General features: G+C 58.7%; 15 protein-coding genes. 8 read left to right on the top strand and 7 right to left on the bottom strand.

Annotated elements, in window-relative coordinates; all coding sequences use genetic code 11:
• Window positions 1-4: 4 nt before the first annotated feature.
• The 4 genes from ACYZT9_RS15845 to ACYZT9_RS15830 are packed head-to-tail and all read left to right on the top strand — an operon-like array spanning window position 5 to window position 4,237.
• Complete coding sequence (locus ACYZT9_RS15845) at window positions 5-1,333, top strand: glycosyltransferase family 2 protein (protein ID WP_462006363.1); 1,329 nt, start codon at window positions 5-7, stop codon at window positions 1,331-1,333.
• A gap of 1 nt (window position 1,334) precedes the next feature.
• On the top strand, window positions 1,335-2,165 hold the full coding sequence (locus tag ACYZT9_RS15840; RefSeq protein WP_462006362.1) for a hypothetical protein: 831 nt from the start codon (window positions 1,335-1,337) through the stop codon (window positions 2,163-2,165).
• Between the two features lie 6 nt (window positions 2,166-2,171).
• A complete protein-coding gene (locus ACYZT9_RS15835) occupies window positions 2,172-3,287 on the top strand; it encodes an HlyD family secretion protein (RefSeq protein WP_462006361.1) in 1,116 nt (371 codons plus the stop codon).
• A 2-nt stretch (window positions 3,288-3,289) separates the two neighbouring features.
• Window positions 3,290-4,237, top strand: a complete 948-nt coding sequence (locus tag ACYZT9_RS15830) for an NAD-dependent epimerase/dehydratase family protein (protein WP_462006360.1) — start codon at window positions 3,290-3,292, stop codon at window positions 4,235-4,237.
• Here ACYZT9_RS15830 and ACYZT9_RS15825 read toward each other — a convergent pair.
• Window positions 4,209-4,469: a hypothetical protein gene (locus ACYZT9_RS15825; protein ID WP_462006359.1), complete on the bottom strand. Its 261-nt coding sequence runs from the start codon at window positions 4,467-4,469 to the stop codon at window positions 4,209-4,211. The genes ACYZT9_RS15830 and ACYZT9_RS15825 overlap by 29 nt on opposite strands.
• A gap of 390 nt (window positions 4,470-4,859) precedes the next feature.
• On the opposite strand from ACYZT9_RS15825, the gene ACYZT9_RS15820 reads away from it, so the two are divergent.
• On the top strand, window positions 4,860-5,927 hold the full coding sequence (locus ACYZT9_RS15820) for a hypothetical protein (RefSeq protein WP_462006358.1): 1,068 nt from the start codon (window positions 4,860-4,862) through the stop codon (window positions 5,925-5,927).
• Window positions 5,928-5,943: 16 nt separating this feature from the next.
• Window positions 5,944-6,297, top strand: coding sequence for a DUF1428 domain-containing protein (locus tag ACYZT9_RS15815; RefSeq protein WP_462006357.1), 354 nt, complete (start codon window positions 5,944-5,946; stop codon window positions 6,295-6,297).
• Between the two features lie 15 nt (window positions 6,298-6,312).
• Here ACYZT9_RS15815 and ACYZT9_RS15810 read toward each other — a convergent pair whose 3' ends face one another.
• Entirely contained in the window at window positions 6,313-6,507 is a 195-nt protein-coding gene (locus tag ACYZT9_RS15810; protein WP_462006356.1) for a hypothetical protein, read from the bottom strand.
• Between the two features lie 60 nt (window positions 6,508-6,567).
• Between ACYZT9_RS15810 and thpR the strand changes: the two genes are divergently transcribed.
• Window positions 6,568-7,107: an RNA 2',3'-cyclic phosphodiesterase gene (thpR, locus tag ACYZT9_RS15805; protein ID WP_462006355.1), complete on the top strand. Its 540-nt coding sequence runs from the start codon at window positions 6,568-6,570 to the stop codon at window positions 7,105-7,107.
• 251 nt (window positions 7,108-7,358) lie between these two features.
• Here the strand turns inward: thpR and ACYZT9_RS15800 are convergent, their stop codons facing one another.
• The 5 genes from ACYZT9_RS15800 to ACYZT9_RS15780 form a co-directional block, all read right to left on the bottom strand.
• On the bottom strand, window positions 7,359-8,456 hold the full coding sequence (locus ACYZT9_RS15800; protein WP_462006354.1) for a polyamine ABC transporter substrate-binding protein: 1,098 nt from the start codon (window positions 8,454-8,456) through the stop codon (window positions 7,359-7,361).
• A gap of 184 nt (window positions 8,457-8,640) precedes the next feature.
• Window positions 8,641-9,525 (bottom strand): ABC transporter permease subunit, encoded by an 885-nt coding sequence (locus ACYZT9_RS15795; RefSeq protein ID WP_462006353.1) that lies wholly within the window; start codon window positions 9,523-9,525, stop codon window positions 8,641-8,643.
• Window positions 9,522-10,403 (bottom strand): ABC transporter permease subunit, encoded by an 882-nt coding sequence (locus ACYZT9_RS15790; protein ID WP_462010236.1) that lies wholly within the window; start codon window positions 10,401-10,403, stop codon window positions 9,522-9,524. Before ACYZT9_RS15790 ends, ACYZT9_RS15795 begins: the two co-directional genes overlap by 4 nt.
• Before the next feature lie 29 nt (window positions 10,404-10,432).
• Window positions 10,433-11,575, bottom strand: a complete 1,143-nt coding sequence (locus ACYZT9_RS15785) for an ABC transporter ATP-binding protein (RefSeq protein ID WP_462006352.1) — start codon at window positions 11,573-11,575, stop codon at window positions 10,433-10,435.
• A gap of 351 nt (window positions 11,576-11,926) precedes the next feature.
• Window positions 11,927-12,688, bottom strand: a complete 762-nt coding sequence (locus ACYZT9_RS15780; RefSeq protein ID WP_462006351.1) for a gamma-glutamyl-gamma-aminobutyrate hydrolase family protein — start codon at window positions 12,686-12,688, stop codon at window positions 11,927-11,929.
• Window positions 12,689-12,967: 279 nt separating this feature from the next.
• Here ACYZT9_RS15780 and ACYZT9_RS15775 point away from each other — a divergent pair, with 279 nt between their 5' ends.
• Window positions 12,968-14,344, top strand: coding sequence for a glutamine synthetase family protein (locus ACYZT9_RS15775; protein ID WP_462006350.1), 1,377 nt, complete (start codon window positions 12,968-12,970; stop codon window positions 14,342-14,344).
• Window positions 14,345-14,415: the final 71 nt, after the last annotated feature.

Genomic DNA, 14,415 nt, shown 5'->3' with positions numbered 1-14,415 from the left:
CACCATGGGCCCATTAATAGAACAACTCTATTACACACTCGGCGTCATCACGGGCCCCGACGGCTTGAGCCGGGTGTTTTTCATGCTGTTCCCGGTATTCCTGATCTTTGAGCTGCCGATGATGATCATGGTGCTGCTGGGTGTATTGCGCTGGTTTGTCCGTCGGCGCACAGCGGTGCCGAAGGTCAGCACCTATCGGCCAAGAGTCTCTTGCATCATTACCTGCTACAGCGAGGGGATGGATGTGCAGACCACGCTGTTAAGCCTGTGCGAGCAGACGTACCTCGGCCACATCGAGATGATTCCGGTGGTGGACGGGGCCACGGCGAATCATCCAACCCTCAGTGCCGTGCGCAGCTTTAGCGTCGATCCCCAGTTGTACCCCAGACGGCATTTACGCCCGATCGCCAAATGGCAGCGGGGTGGGCGGGTGTCGTCGTTGAACGCCGGCCTGTCGCTGGCCAGCGGTGAAATCGTGATGGCGCTCGACGGTGACACTTCGTTTGATAACAACATGGTCAGCGCCATCGTGCGGAATTTCGAGGACCCCTTGGTGCCTGCGGTCGCCGGCAGCCTGCGGGTGCGCAATGTCTGGAGCTCCTGGGTCACCGCCATGCAGGCGCTGGAGTACCTGCTGTCCATTCACATGTCGAAAATCGGTCTCGCCGAGTGGAACCTGGTCAATAACGTCTCGGGTGCCTTCGGGGCTTTTCGCCGCAGTTTTCTGGTCAAGATCGGTGGCTGGAACACCCACACCGCAGAGGATCTGGATCTGACGTTGCGCATCAAAAGTTATTTCAAACGTCACGACTTGCGGATTCCCTTCGAGCCGGAAGCCATCGGCCATACCGACGCACCGGCGACGCTCAGCCAGTTTCTGATGCAGCGCCTGCGTTGGGATGGCGACCTGTTTTTTCTCTATATGAGAAAACATAGCCGCAACATCAGCCCCAGTCTCCTGGGATGGAAGACGTTTCTGATGATCCTGGTCAGCGGCTTCTTTTTTCAGTTGGTGCTGCCTTTTCTCATTTTCTTCTACACATTGGCCGCGATGTTCGTGCTGCCGGGCAACACCCTGTTGTTTTTGACAGTCCTCATCTACCTGCTCTACCTGATGATCACCCTGTTGATGTTTGGCGCCATGTTGATGATGGTGTCCGACCGGCCTCGGCAGGACATGACCCTCGGGTTACTGGTGCCTCTATTCCCTCTGTTCATGCTGCTCCTGCGCTGCTGGAGCGCAGTGGCCATGCTCAACGAAATGTTTCGTCGGGGTCATGAGGAAACATCGATGGCGCCGTGGTGGGTACTTAAACGAGCCACGAGGTTTTGATATGCGCCCGATTCCAAGGTTGCTGACACTGATGGTAGTACCGTTGCTGATAGCTCCGGTATTGGAGGCGCAATCCCGTGATTGGTCTCAGGCCAGTTATGTGTGGGACAGTGAGGCATTGCTCGATCCCGAACACCGCGCGAGCGAGCTTGCGGCCTTGCACACCGCGGGGATGAACAAGATCTACCTGGGGCTCACGTCCGCTCAGTTGAAGGACCTGGGCAACACGCGCCAACAGCTCGAGCAACTGTTGCAGGCTGCAACCGGCGCGGAATTGCAGGTCAGCCTGTTGCTGGGCGATCCGGCCTGGATCGAGCCGCAGGAACGCCATCAGCTCATCGATTTACTGGCGAACCTCAAGGGGCTGCCCTTCACCAGCCTGCACCTGGACCTGGAACTCGAGCAACTGGGCGTGCCGGTCCCGGATCAACGCCTGAAGGACCTGCTAGCCACCTTGAAAGCAGCCTCCGCAGCGAGCCCGTGGCCGGTGGAGATTTCCAGCCATCATCGCTGGTTCGCTGACGCCAGACCCGGTCAGACCTGTTTACCTTGCAAGCTACCTGACGCGGGTGTGCGCCAGGTGAGCCTGATGATTTACACCCGCAACCCGAAAAACAGCGCACGCATGGCCGAGCAGATCGCCAAGCGTTGGCCCGAGCTGCAATTTCGTCTGGCGCAAAGCACGGAGCCACAACTGGACGCCACGGAGTCCTGGGCTGGCGCCTCCACTGAACAGTTGCAACATCAGACCCGCGTCTGGCGCGAGCAGCTGCAACCACTAGGAATTGCCGGAATTGACTGGCAAGCCTGGCGAGACTTTCCAAAACGGTGAGCCGTCATGAAGATTCGTTTCGACAGTCGCAAAGAACTGAACCCCACTCAGGAACAAGGATTGACGGTGCTCTACGCACCGGGGAAGCGCATGGCGTTTCGGGTACGCTGGTATTTGATCCTGCTACTGGTGGCAAGCCCCTTGATCTGGCTGGGTGGCAAACTGGCTTACGGCATGTTGATGATTGATGCCCCGGCGCAATTGCGCTTGCCGATTCTTGAGGTGCGCGCACGGGATGCCGGTCGGGTCGAGCAACTGTTTGTCACGGCAGGCGACCAGGTCCAGACCGATCAGCCGTTGGTCAATCTGGACAATCCGGAATGGCGAGCCCGGCTCTTGCAGATTGCGGCGATGCCGGCGAGCAAGGGGCTGGTCGCCAGCCCCAAGTTGGATGGCCGGGAGCGTCAGCTGCTCAGGACCCGAATCGGCAGGGCGGAGCAACGGGTGCGAACGCTGGAAGAGCTGGTATTTCGAGGCGCCGTCTCTCGGGGTGAAGTGTTGGCGGCCGAGTCTGAACTCGATGCGTTTCGAGCGGACTTGCTGGCTTACGAGCGTCGCGAGCAACAGGCGCGTCAATCACCGGTGAGCGCCGAACGTGAGATAGCTCAACTGAACGCCGAGCAACAGTGGTTGAAAACCCGTCTCGCCGCGTTATCGGTGAAGGCCGCGCAGAACGGTCGAGTGGCGGAAGTACTGGTCACGCCCGGCGAAAACGTGGGTGCCGGCACGTTGCTGATGCGCGTTGAGCGACTGGAAGACCCCCTGCTGTGGATCTATCTGGAACCGATGAACATCAGTTATGCCGCGATTGGCCAACCCATTCGCGTGCGCATGCCGGATGGCAAGTGGCTTGCTGCCCACGTGGTTCAGGCGGTAGACAGCGCGGGGCGTACCCCCACGGTATTGCGCGGCCCTTTCGCTGCCAGCGAAATGGGTTTGCAGGTCGCTGCCCGGTTTGACGACCCCCTGCCGCCGCGCTGGCGAATCGACCAACTGCCGCTGAACGTGCGCTTTCCCACTGACTGGCAAGCGATGTTCAGTGGCCCCCGCGAACTTCTCCAACAACTGGGGGCCCTCATCGCATTGGATCGGACCACTGCTATTGCCCAGGAGAACCACTAATCATGACTGCTGATCGAATTCTGGTGACGGGCGGAGCCGGTTTTATCGGCTCGCACCTGGTCGAAGCGCTGCTTGAACAAGGGTATAGCGTGCGGGTTCTGGACAATCTTTCCACTGGAAAATTGTCGAACCTGCCGGTGGATCGCTGCCATTTGACGCTGGTGATCGGGGATGTCGCGGATGCTGTGACGGTGGCCAGGGCGATGAAAGATTGCAGTGCGGTGGTTCATCTGGCGGCAGTCGCCTCGGTGCAGGCCTCTGTCGATGACCCGGTCGCCACTCATCAAAGCAACTTCGTCGGTACGCTGACGATTTGCGAAGCCATGCGCCAAGCGGGCGTGAAACGAGTGGTGTATGCCTCCAGTGCGGCCATCTATGGCAACAATGGCGAGGGTGCAGCGATTACCGAAGACACGCCCAAGAGCCCGCTGACCCCCTATGCAGCCGACAAGCTGGCGGGCGAACATTGCCTTGATTTCTATCGCCGTCAGCACGGGCTTGAACCGGTAACCCTGCGTTTCTTCAATATCTACGGGCCACGGCAGGATCCGTCATCGCCTTATTCCGGTGTCATCAGCATCTTTAGCGAGAGGGCCAAAAAGAATCTACCCATCACGGTGTATGGCGACGGTGAGCAAACGCGGGATTTTGTCTACGTCGATGATTTGGTGAAGGTCTTGGTGCAGGCCGTTGGTGAGTCAGCGCCGAGCGTCAAACCGGTCAATGTCGGGTTCAATCGATCCACCAGCGTGAACGATCTTGCGACGACGTTAAGCGAGCTCTTGGGACGGCCCCTGAAGTTGAATTACGATGCGCCGCGGTCAGGTGATATCAAGCATTCGCGTGCCGACAACAGTCGCTTGCTTGAGTGTTTTTCCTCGGGGCCTCCAACCTGTTTTGCAGAGGGTCTGAGTCAACTGCTCAGAAGTATTGATTCCGAGGGGCATTAGAGGCGAGCTCTGTCTCCAGCAAATGCTCGGCCAACACATCGTTGAGAAACCGGAACTGATCGTTGAACCCTACTACTTCGTTGCTGAAGTGGTTGGCGGCGGCCGGCATCAGCAGCGCCTCGAAATTCTCGTCGAACACCAGCGAGAGCTCTTTTCGCGAGACAACCTGCTGCGAGTAGTAGTTGCTGCCGAACACCGGAAAGCTCACGGCGAGGGTGACGGAGTGGATCATGATGTGCGCTCCTCGGTCAGGACGTACCACGAAAAAACGGTCAGCGTGAAGGCTGTCAGGGCCAGGCAGGTCAGCAGATGGATCAACATGATTTTGCCCCTCCGGTTCGGGGTTTTGTGTCGGGTTGAGGTCGATCCTACGCTGACGGATTTTGAGCGGAAGGCATTCGCGGCGATGGTGAGTATCGATGTGAGTGATGGTCGGGTTTCGAAGTGTTTCGAAGGCCCCATCGCGAGCAAGCTCGCTCCCACAGGGGGCAGCGACGTTCACAAAACTACATTTCAACGCGGACCACTGTGGGAGCGAGCTTGCTCGCGATGCTCTTGCGGTCCAGCACCTATACTCAGGGATGAAACCTTCTATCTGATTTCAACTCTGGGAACTGCGATCTTGAACCTGCGTTCGCTGATCGTCGCCGTGCTGCTGCTGTTGGCGGGATGCGCCATGCCTGCGCGCGCGCCGGCGCCAGCACCGCCGGTGATCATTTCCCAGAGCACCTGGCAGCAGGTGGATCGGGACATCGTGGCAGCGTCCCAGTCCGCCACCGAACAGGCAAAAATCTACTCGCGCGGTGCCATGGATTACTGGCGAAGCCGGGTCTATCAACTGACCGAAGAAAACTTCATTCCCTGGTTCAGCAGTTACTGGACCCAGGAATGGCTGTCGATGAAGGTCAGCTGGTACACCATCAGTGCCAAAGGCGAGCAGGATGCTTCGGAGAAACGCCTGGCGGCCTATCTGCTGGAGCAATACCAGAAACGCGTGCTGGCACCGGTCGCGGTAGAGATTGATCCCGACCAGATCCTTGGCCTGGCGACCGCGTTCTACGTGGATATCCTTCAAGAAGAACTGCAGAAAATCTCCCAGCGCCACGGCGTGCCGATGGCGCAGCTCAACGGCCGCATCCAGAAAATCCCCGCCATCGCGCTGGGACCGCCACCTGCCCGGGACGCGTCGCTGTTTCAGGTTGTGCACACCCAACCGCTGAACACACTGCCGGCATACGCGGCGCTGATCGACAAGATCCACAAGGCCGGCGGTAGCAAGGGGGTTGATTCGACCGACACCGCCATGGCTCCGGTGGCCAAGCGCGCCAGCCAGCGGATGGAAGCCGAAATGGCCCCGCGCGGTGCCGCCAGTGCCGTGGCCGCGGCGGCGGGCAAACTCGCTGGCGGTTTGATTACCGTGGGCGTGGCGGGGATTCGCGCACTGATTCAATCCAGCGATCGGCCCGACAGCGAGGCGCTGATTCGCAGCAGTCTGGGCAACACGTTCGACAAGGCCTGGATAAAAATGGTGCAAAACCCGACCACCGGTGTGATGGCGGGAACGTTGTACATGGCAGGGCAAATCGAGGGCAACCTGGCGGGGAGCGCTGAAGTACCGTCGGTCAGTTCGGGCAGCGGCGCTGTCGATTGGAGTCCGCCCGAACCGACTAACCTGCAGATCGGCCCATAACCCAAGGAGAACGACCATGTCCTACGTTGATGGCTTCCTCGCAGCCGTACCCACCGCCAACCGCGAAAAATTCAAAAAACACGCTGAAACCGCCGCAGCCATTTTCAAGGAAAACGGCGCGCTGAGCCTTGCCGAGTGCTGGGGTGACGATGTGCCCGACGGTAAGGTGACTTCGTTTCCGATGGCGGTGAAACTCAAGGAAGACGAAACCGTCGTTTTTTCCTGGATCATCTGGCCGGACAAGACGACCCGCGACGCGGGGATGGAAAAACTCATGAACGACCCGCGAATGCAGTTAGACGTCAATCCGATGCCATTCGACGGTCAGCGCCTGGTGTTTGGTGGTTTTGAAATGATCGTGAAGGCTTGAACATCAACCACGGGATCACTCCGACGTCGGGGTGATCCTGCAACTTTTTCGATTGCGGATCTCGCTGTGCGTGGGTCGCTCCCTGACGAACTCGAAACGCGGCTCACCTTCGCTATAGTGAACCAGCCAGCCCCATTCCAGCTCTGACTCATCCTGACCCGGTTGCGGTGGCATGGCCCACCATGGCTCTCTGCTGATGATCTCTCGCATGGACCTGTCCCGTTCATTCGGTTGGTTCAACTATAACGTGCATGTCAGGAGGTGCCAGGCGTGAGCGACGAAACCCCGGAGCCGGTCAAACGGCTGTTTTTTGCGTTGAACTGCCCGCTCGAGCAACGCAAAGCCATCGGCCAATGGCGCAGCGCGCTGCAGTTGCGCACGGGCCGGCCAGTGCCGGTTGAAAACTTTCACCTGACGTTGTTGTTTTTGGGGGCTGTGGAGGTGGCGCAGATGGCAGGCATCTGTACGGCGGCCGCTGAGGTTCGTGTGCCGGGCGTGGCGTTGCGGGTTGCCCTGGATCGGCTGGATGTCTGGCGCAGGGCAGGGGTGTTGGTGCTCGCGGCAGAGCAGGCGCCGCCGGCGTTGTTACGGTTGGTATATGCGCTGGAGCAGGCGATGTTGCCGCTCGGGTTTGAGGAGGCGCCGAAGGAGTTTCGGCCGCATTTGACGTTGATGCGCGATTATCGAGAACCGGTACCTGAATCGGCCACGCCACCCGAGTTTTTCCTGCGAGCTGACCGATTTTTCCTGTTTGAATCCCACAAGGGGCGCTATCGAGCGCTGGCCGAATGGCCGCTCGTTCCGGCATAAAAAAAGCGCCCGAGGAGGGCGCGAAACTCACCTTAACCGAGGAAGCCAGGTGAGGCCGTTCGACAGAGAGGAGTGCAGCGGTGGTAAGGCGCTGCGTGAACGGAAAACGGTAAAATTTGTGTCGCCAGTGATGGCCTCGTCGCGAGCAAGCTCGCTCCCACAGGGGAATTGTGTCGGACACAAGATCTGTTATCGCAACAGATCAAATGTGGGAGCGAGCTTGCTCGCGATAGCGATTTCAGATTCAGCGGCTATTTCCCGAGCTTCACCCGCGTCCAGCCCCGGGTCATCACTCGCTGAACACCAATCGGTACGTCCGGAATCGCATACAACGTCGCCATTACCGCCTGCGACGGATACGACCCCGGATTATTGCGAATCGCCTCATCCACCAACGGCGTCGCCGCCGAATTGGCGTTGCTGTAGCCGATGTTGTTGGTGATCTCGGCAATGATGTCCGGGCGCATCAGGAAGTTCATGAAGAGGTAAGCATTCTCGACGTTCGCCGCATCCCGTGGGATCGCGACCATGTCGTAGAAGCTGCCAGCGCCTTCTTTCGGAATGCTGTAATCGATCTTCACCTTGTCCCCCACTTCCTGCGCGCGGGCCTTGGCCTGCAGCACGTCGCCGGAATAACCCACCGCCACGCAGATGTTGCCGTTGGCCAGGTCGGAGATGTACTTCGACGAATGGAAGTACGCCACTGATGGCCGAATCTTCATGAACAGCGCTTCAGCATCGGCGATCTGCGCCTTGTCCTGGGAGTTCACCGGATAGCCCAGATAATGCAGGGCCGCGGGCAGCATCTCGGTTGGCGAATCGAGGAAACTGATGCCGCAGGCTTTGAGTTTTTCCGCGTTTTCCGGTTTGAACAGCAAGTCCCAGGAGTTGGTTGGCGCGTTGGCACCCAACACTTCCTTGACCTTCTGCGGGTTGAACCCGATGCCGATCGAGCCCCACATATACGGGAACGCGTGACCGTTATCCGGGTCGCTGGCGGCGGCGTTTTTCAGCAGCACCGGGTTGAGGTTTTTCCAGTTCGGCAGCTTCGACCTGTCCAGTTCCTGATAGACGCCGGCCTTGATCTGCTTGGCCAAAAAGCTGTTGGACGGCACGACGATGTCGTAGCCGGATTTGCCCGCGAGCAGACGTGCCTCAAGGGTTTCATTGCTGTCGAACACATCGTAGATCACGCGGATGCCGGTCTCGTCTTCGAACTTCTTAACCGTGTCCGGGGCGATGTAATCCGACCAGTTGTAGACGCGCAGTACCTTGTCATTGGCCTGGGCGCCGGTGGTGATCGCGCCCAATAAGGACAGTGTCAGCAGAGTCCTGCCAAACATTTTCATCGGTACAACTCCAATTTTCTTTTTATTCAAAATCACACGGCAAACATTTGTGGCGGGAACGCTTGCGCACTCCTTTGTAGGAGCGAGCTTGCTCGCGAAAAACTCAAGGACGCCGCATTAATTCAGGTAGCCCACGTCATCGTTCACGTTCATCGCGAGCAAGCTCGCTCCTACAGGGGCAGCACTAAGCCGTCGCTTCTGCCATTTGTTTTTTCGGTTGTTGCCAGGATTCGCTGGCGGTTTGGTCCATCGCTTCCTGGATCGCACGTTTACGGGTGGCTTCGGCGCGGCGGCTGAAGTACCAGACCATGAACGTCACGAGTGAAACGGCGAGCAGAATCAGGCTGGCAACGGCGTTTATCTCAGGCTTCACACCCAGACGCACCGCCGAAAACACTTCCATCGGCAGGGTCGTGGAACCGGGTCCCGAGACGAAGCTCGCCAGCACCAGGTCATCCAGCGACAGGGCAAACGACATCATGCCGCCCGCCGCCAGCGATGGCGCGATCATCGGGATGGTGATCAGGAAAAACACCTTCAACGGCTTTGCCCCAAGATCCATGGCCGCTTCTTCGATGGACAGGTCCAGTTCGCGAAGGCGGGCAGAAACCACCACCGCCACATAAGCGGCGCAGAACGTGGTGTGGGCGATCCAGATGGTGACGATGCCGCGCTCCATCGGCCAGCCGATGAGCTGCGCCATGGCCACGAACAGCAATAGCAGCGACAGACCGGTGATCACTTCCGGCATCACCAACGGTGCTGTGACCAGACCACCAAACAGCGTACGACCCTTGAAGCGTGTGACGCGCGTCAGCACAAACGCCGCGAGCGTCCCCAGCGCCACCGCCGCAATCGCGGTGTAGCAGGCGATCTCCAGCGAGCGCACCACCGAGCCCATCAGTTGCGTGTTGTCGAGCAAACCGGCGTACCACTTTAACGACCAGCCGCCCCACACCGTGACCAGTTTGGAAGCGTTGAACGAGTAGATCACCAGAATCAGCATCGGCAAGTAGATAAACGACAGGCCGAACATCAGCATGAACTTTGAAAATCCGAAGCGTTTCATCCCCGACCCTCCATCTCTTTGGCCTGGCTACGGTTGAACAGCAGAATCGGTACGATCAGGATCAACAGCATCACCACCGCCAGGGCAGATGCCACCGGCCAGTCGCGGTTGTTGAAGAATTCTTGCCACAGCACGCGGCCGATCATCAGGGTTTCCGGGCCGCCCAGCAGTTCCGGAATCACGAACTCACCGACCACCGGAATGAACACCAGCATGCAGCCGGCAATGATCCCGTTCTTGGCCAGCGGCACGGTGATTTTCCAGAAGTTGTTGAAATTGCTCGAACCCAGGTCCGAACCCGCTTCCAGCAAGCTCTGATCGTGCTTGACCAGGTTGGCATACAGCGGCAACACCATGAACGGCAGGTAGGCATACACCACGCCGATATACACCGCGATGTTGGTGTTGAGGATCTCGATCGGGTGATCGGTCAGCCCGGTCCACATCAGTAATCCGTTGAGCAAACCGTTGTTGCTGAGGATGCCCATCCACGCGTAAACGCGGATCAGGATCGCCGTCCAGGTTGGCATCATGATCAACAGCAGCAAGACGTTTTGCGATTCCTTGCTCGCTTTGGTGATCGCGTAGGCCATCGGGAAGCCGATCACCAGGCACATCAGCGTGCTGAAAAACGCGACTTTCAACGAGCCGAAGTAGGCCGAAATGTACAACTCGTCCTGGCTCAGCAGCAGGTAGTTGCCGACGTTCAGGAACAGCTGGAATTTCTGTTCGGCGAAGGTGTAGATCTCGGAGTAAGGAGGAATGGCCAGCGCCGCTTCCGAGAAGCTGATCTTCATCACCAGGAAGAACGGCAACAGGAAAAACAGGCACAGCCACAGGAACGGAATCCCGATGACGAGCTTTCGACCACTCGGCATCAGCCGCATGAACTGCTGATTGAGTGTTTTCATGAGCGCAATACCACGCCGCTGTCGTCTTCCCACCACACGTAGACCTTGTCGTCCCAGGTCGGGCGCGCGCCACGGCGTTCGGCGTTGGCCATGAACGACTGGACGATTTTGCCGCCGGGCAATTCCACGTAGAACACCGAGTGACCGCCGAGGTAAGCGATGTCATGCACTTTTCCACTGGACCAGTTGTAGCGGCTTTCGGGTTGGGTCGTACTGACCAGCAGTTTTTCCGGGCGGATCGCGTAGGTGATCGACTTGTCCTGCACCGATGTGCTGACGCCGTGACCGACGTAGATTTTCTGCTCCAGATCCTTGCTGTGAATGATCGCGTGACCTTCAAGGTCTTCTATCACGGTGCCGTCGAAAGCGTTCACGTTGCCGATGAATTCGCAGACCATGCGGCTGACCGGGGCTTCATAAATGTCGACCGGGCTGCCGATCTGCGCGATCCAGCCCAGGTGCATGATCGCAATGCGCTGGGCCATGGTCATGGCCTCTTCCTGGTCGTGGGTCACCATGACGCAGGTCACGCCGACGCGTTCGATGATTTCTACCAGCTCCAGTTGCATCTGCGAACGCAGCTTTTTATCCAGTGCGCCCATCGGTTCGTCGAGCAGCAACAGCTTCGGACGCTTGGCCAGGGAGCGGGCGAGGGCTACACGCTGACGCTGACCACCGGACAGTTGATGGGGTTTGCGTTTGGCGTATTGAGTCATGTGCACCAGGCGCAGCATCTCTTCAACGCGGGCGTCGATTTCGGCGGCGGGCAAGCGGTCCTGCTTGAGGCCGAAGGCAATGTTTTGCGCCACAGTCATGTGCGGGAACAGGGCGTACGACTGGAACATCATGTTGATCGGCCGTTCGTACGGCGGCATGTCGGTGATGTCCACACCGTCAAGCAGGATTCGTCCTTCGGTCGGGCGCTCGAAGCCGGCGAGCATGCGCAGCAGGGTCGATTTTCCGGAGCCGGAACCGCCGAGCAGGGCAAAGATTTCCCCTTGATGAATCTCAAGCGAGACATCGTCCACGGCGGTGGTTTCGTCGAATTTCTTGGTGACGCGGTCGACTTTCACCAGCACCTTTTTCGGTGACGGGTGACCTTCAAGAGCCTTCCTGTAAATGCTGGAGGCGTTTGCCATGTGAAACTCCCAACAGGTTTCAGTCGTCGGGCCAACGCGGCCTGACTTAAGAGTGGATTGCAAGCCCGGGGCGTGCGCTGCCACCCCCTGTAGAAGCGAGCTTGCTCGCGATGGACGCCAACGATAACGCGGGCTGTCTGAATGCCCGCGTTATCCGGACATCCATCGCGAGCAAGCTCGCTCCTACAGGGAATTGCGTTGCCGGTCCGCTCGGGCTTATTCGGCGCCGCCGTCCTGGCTGCCTGGGTCGTACTTGTTGTTATTGCAGTGTGTTGTTGTCGCGAGTCTCGGACGCGCAAAGGCACGCCCGCCTGACTCACGGGGGCAGTAAGTTGGGTTTTCGTGTTTAGCTCAGCGGGTTTTACGCAGCGCGGCCCGTCGCCGGCAGGCATCGCCGAACGCCTGGAAAATTCTCAAATAGGGCGGATTCGAAAGCACCTGCCATTCCGGGTGCCATTGCACGCCGACCGCAAAGGTCGGGCTGTGATCCACCGAAATCGCTTCGATCAGACCGTCCGGCGCAATCGCCTCGGCGCGCAGACCGGGAGCGAGGTGGTCGATGCCTTGGCTGTGAATCGAATTGACCCTGAACTCGGCCGGCAACTCCAGCGCCTCGAACACGCCACCCGGTTGCACCTTCACCGCATGCGCCGGGGCGTATTGCACCGCCAGCTCGGGGCTGTCTGCTTCGCGGTGATCGAGCATGCCCGGCAGTTCATGCACTTTCTGATGCAGGCTGCCGCCGAACGCCACGTTAATTTCCTGAAAGCCGCGGCAGATGCCGAGCACCGGAACGCCCGCCGCAATGGCCGCACGCAATAAAGGAAGGGTAGTGGCATCCCGCGCCGGATCGTGATCCGTGCCGGGAGCGCTGGCCGGGCCTTGATAGTGGAAGGGTTCCACATTCGACGGCGAGCCGGTCAGCAACAGACCATCGAGATGCGCGAGCACATCCTCGATTTCGGTGAGTTCAGCCAGGGAAGGAATAACGACGGGCAGCCCCAAAGCCGCGACGCTGACAGCACGCAAGTACTTGTCGCCGCTGACGTGGTAGGGGTGCAGGCCAATCTGTTTGACGCACGCAGTAACGCCGATCAATGGCTTGAATGCCATTTTATCACCTCGAAGTTTCACACTTGAACGAGCTTTTCCGGAGCTTAGCCTTGTTGATTTTAATTAACAACTCTCATGTAAAAAATTCTAAACGCTGCGCGTCCGATCTTCCGTATTTACGCGGTGCACGGGACTGATCTGGCACTCGCGTGCCCCAAAAAGCCCGGAAAATAAAGGATGAGAGGCTGGGTGTTCGCTATTGACTTCACTTTGCCGTTCGGGTTGACTGGCTCGGCGAAACAGCGGTGAACATAATAATTAACAGCTAATAGGTGCAAAATGTCGGTCCCTCTGCGTGCCGTTCAACTCAACGAAGCAAACGCATTCCTTAAGAAATATCCTGAGGTTTTGTACGTCGACCTTCTGATTGCGGATATGAACGGTGTGGTGCGCGGCAAGCGCATCGAGCGCACCAGTCTTCATAAGGTTTACGAAAAAGGCATCAACCTCCCGGCGTCTCTGTTTGCCCTGGACATCAACGGCTCCACGGTGGAAAGCACCGGCCTGGGTCTGGACATCGGCGACTCTGACCGGATCTGCTTCCCCATCCCAGGCACCCTGAGCATTGAGCCGTGGCAAAAGCGCCCAACCGCTCAGTTGCTGATGACCATGCACGAACTGGAGGGCGAGGCGTTCTTCGCTGATCCGCGCGAAGTGCTGGCCAACGTGGTGCGCAAATTTGACGAACTTGGCCTGACCATCTGCGCGGCGTTCGAACTGGAGTTCTACCTGATCGACCAGGACAATGTGAACGGTCGTCCGCAGTCGCCGCGTTCGCCGGTATCGGGCAAGCGTCCGGTGTCGACCCAGGTCTACCTGATCGACGACCTCGACGAATACGTCGATTGCCTGCAAGACATTCTCGAAGGCGCGAAGGAGCAGGGCATTCCTGCCGACGCCATCGTCAAGGAAAGCGCCCCGGCGCAGTTCGAAGTGAACCTGCATCACGTCAACGACCCGATCAAGGCTTGCGATTACGCGGTGTTGCTCAAGCGTCTGGTGAAGAACATCGCCTATGACCACGAAATGGACACCACGTTTATGGCCAAGCCGTATCCGGGTCAGGCGGGCAACGGTTTGCACGTGCACATTTCGATTCTCGACAAAGAAGGCAACAACATTTTTGCCAGCGAGGATCCCGAGCAGAACGCCGCGCTGCGACACGCGATCGGCGGTGTGCTCGAGACCCTGCCGGCGCAGATGGCGTTCCTCTGCCCGAACGTCAACTCGTACCGTCGTTTCGGCGCACAGTTCTACGTGCCGAACTCGCCGAGCTGGGGTATCGACAACCGCACCGTCGCGGTCCGTGTGCCCACCGGTTCGGCGGACTCCGTGCGTATCGAGCACCGCGTAGCCGGTGCGGACGCCAACCCGTACTTGCTGATGGCGTCGGTGCTGGCGGGTATTCACCACGGCCTGACCCACCAGATCGAACCGGGCGCTCCGGTGGAAGGCAACAGTTACGAGCAAAACGAACAGAGCTTGCCGAACAACCTTCGCGATGCATTGCGTGAGCTGGACGACAGCGAAGTCATGGCGCGCTACATCGACCCGCTGTACATCGACGTGTTTGTGGCGTGCAAGGAAAGCGAGTTGGCGGAGTTCGAGAACTCCATCTCGGACCTTGAGTACAACTGGTATTTGCACACGGTCTAAAACAAACAACACCGATCAACTGTGGGAGCGGACTTGCTCGCGAAGACGGTGGCACATTCAACATTAATGTC

Source organism: Pseudomonas sp. ZT5P21 (genome assembly GCF_054897785.1).
This window is presented reverse-complemented; position numbering and strand designations above follow the sequence as displayed.

What these genes read in the sequence shown, in the direction of transcription:
- ACYZT9_RS15800 (WP_462006354.1), bottom strand. Translation starts at nt 8,456, where the DNA reads ATGAAAATGTTTGGCAGGACTCTGCTGACACTGTCCTTATTGGGCGCG.
- ACYZT9_RS15795 (WP_462006353.1), bottom strand. Translation starts at nt 9,525, where the DNA reads ATGAAACGCTTCGGATTTTCAAAGTTCATGCTGATGTTCGGCCTGTCG.
- ACYZT9_RS15845 (WP_462006363.1), top strand. Translation starts at nt 5, where the DNA reads ATGGGCCCATTAATAGAACAACTCTATTACACACTCGGCGTCATCACG.
- ACYZT9_RS15790 (WP_462010236.1), bottom strand. Translation starts at nt 10,403, where the DNA reads ATGCCGAGTGGTCGAAAGCTCGTCATCGGGATTCCGTTCCTGTGGCTG.
- ACYZT9_RS15810 (WP_462006356.1), bottom strand. Translation starts at nt 6,507, where the DNA reads ATGCGAGAGATCATCAGCAGAGAGCCATGGTGGGCCATGCCACCGCAA.
- ACYZT9_RS15780 (WP_462006351.1), bottom strand. Translation starts at nt 12,688, where the DNA reads ATGGCATTCAAGCCATTGATCGGCGTTACTGCGTGCGTCAAACAGATT.
- ACYZT9_RS15840 (WP_462006362.1), top strand. Translation starts at nt 1,335, where the DNA reads ATGCGCCCGATTCCAAGGTTGCTGACACTGATGGTAGTACCGTTGCTG.
- ACYZT9_RS15785 (WP_462006352.1), bottom strand. Translation starts at nt 11,575, where the DNA reads ATGGCAAACGCCTCCAGCATTTACAGGAAGGCTCTTGAAGGTCACCCG.
- ACYZT9_RS15830 (WP_462006360.1), top strand. Translation starts at nt 3,290, where the DNA reads ATGACTGCTGATCGAATTCTGGTGACGGGCGGAGCCGGTTTTATCGGC.
- ACYZT9_RS15835 (WP_462006361.1), top strand. Translation starts at nt 2,172, where the DNA reads ATGAAGATTCGTTTCGACAGTCGCAAAGAACTGAACCCCACTCAGGAA.
- ACYZT9_RS15825 (WP_462006359.1), bottom strand. Translation starts at nt 4,469, where the DNA reads ATGATCCACTCCGTCACCCTCGCCGTGAGCTTTCCGGTGTTCGGCAGC.
- ACYZT9_RS15775 (WP_462006350.1), top strand. Translation starts at nt 12,968, where the DNA reads ATGTCGGTCCCTCTGCGTGCCGTTCAACTCAACGAAGCAAACGCATTC.
- ACYZT9_RS15815 (WP_462006357.1), top strand. Translation starts at nt 5,944, where the DNA reads ATGTCCTACGTTGATGGCTTCCTCGCAGCCGTACCCACCGCCAACCGC.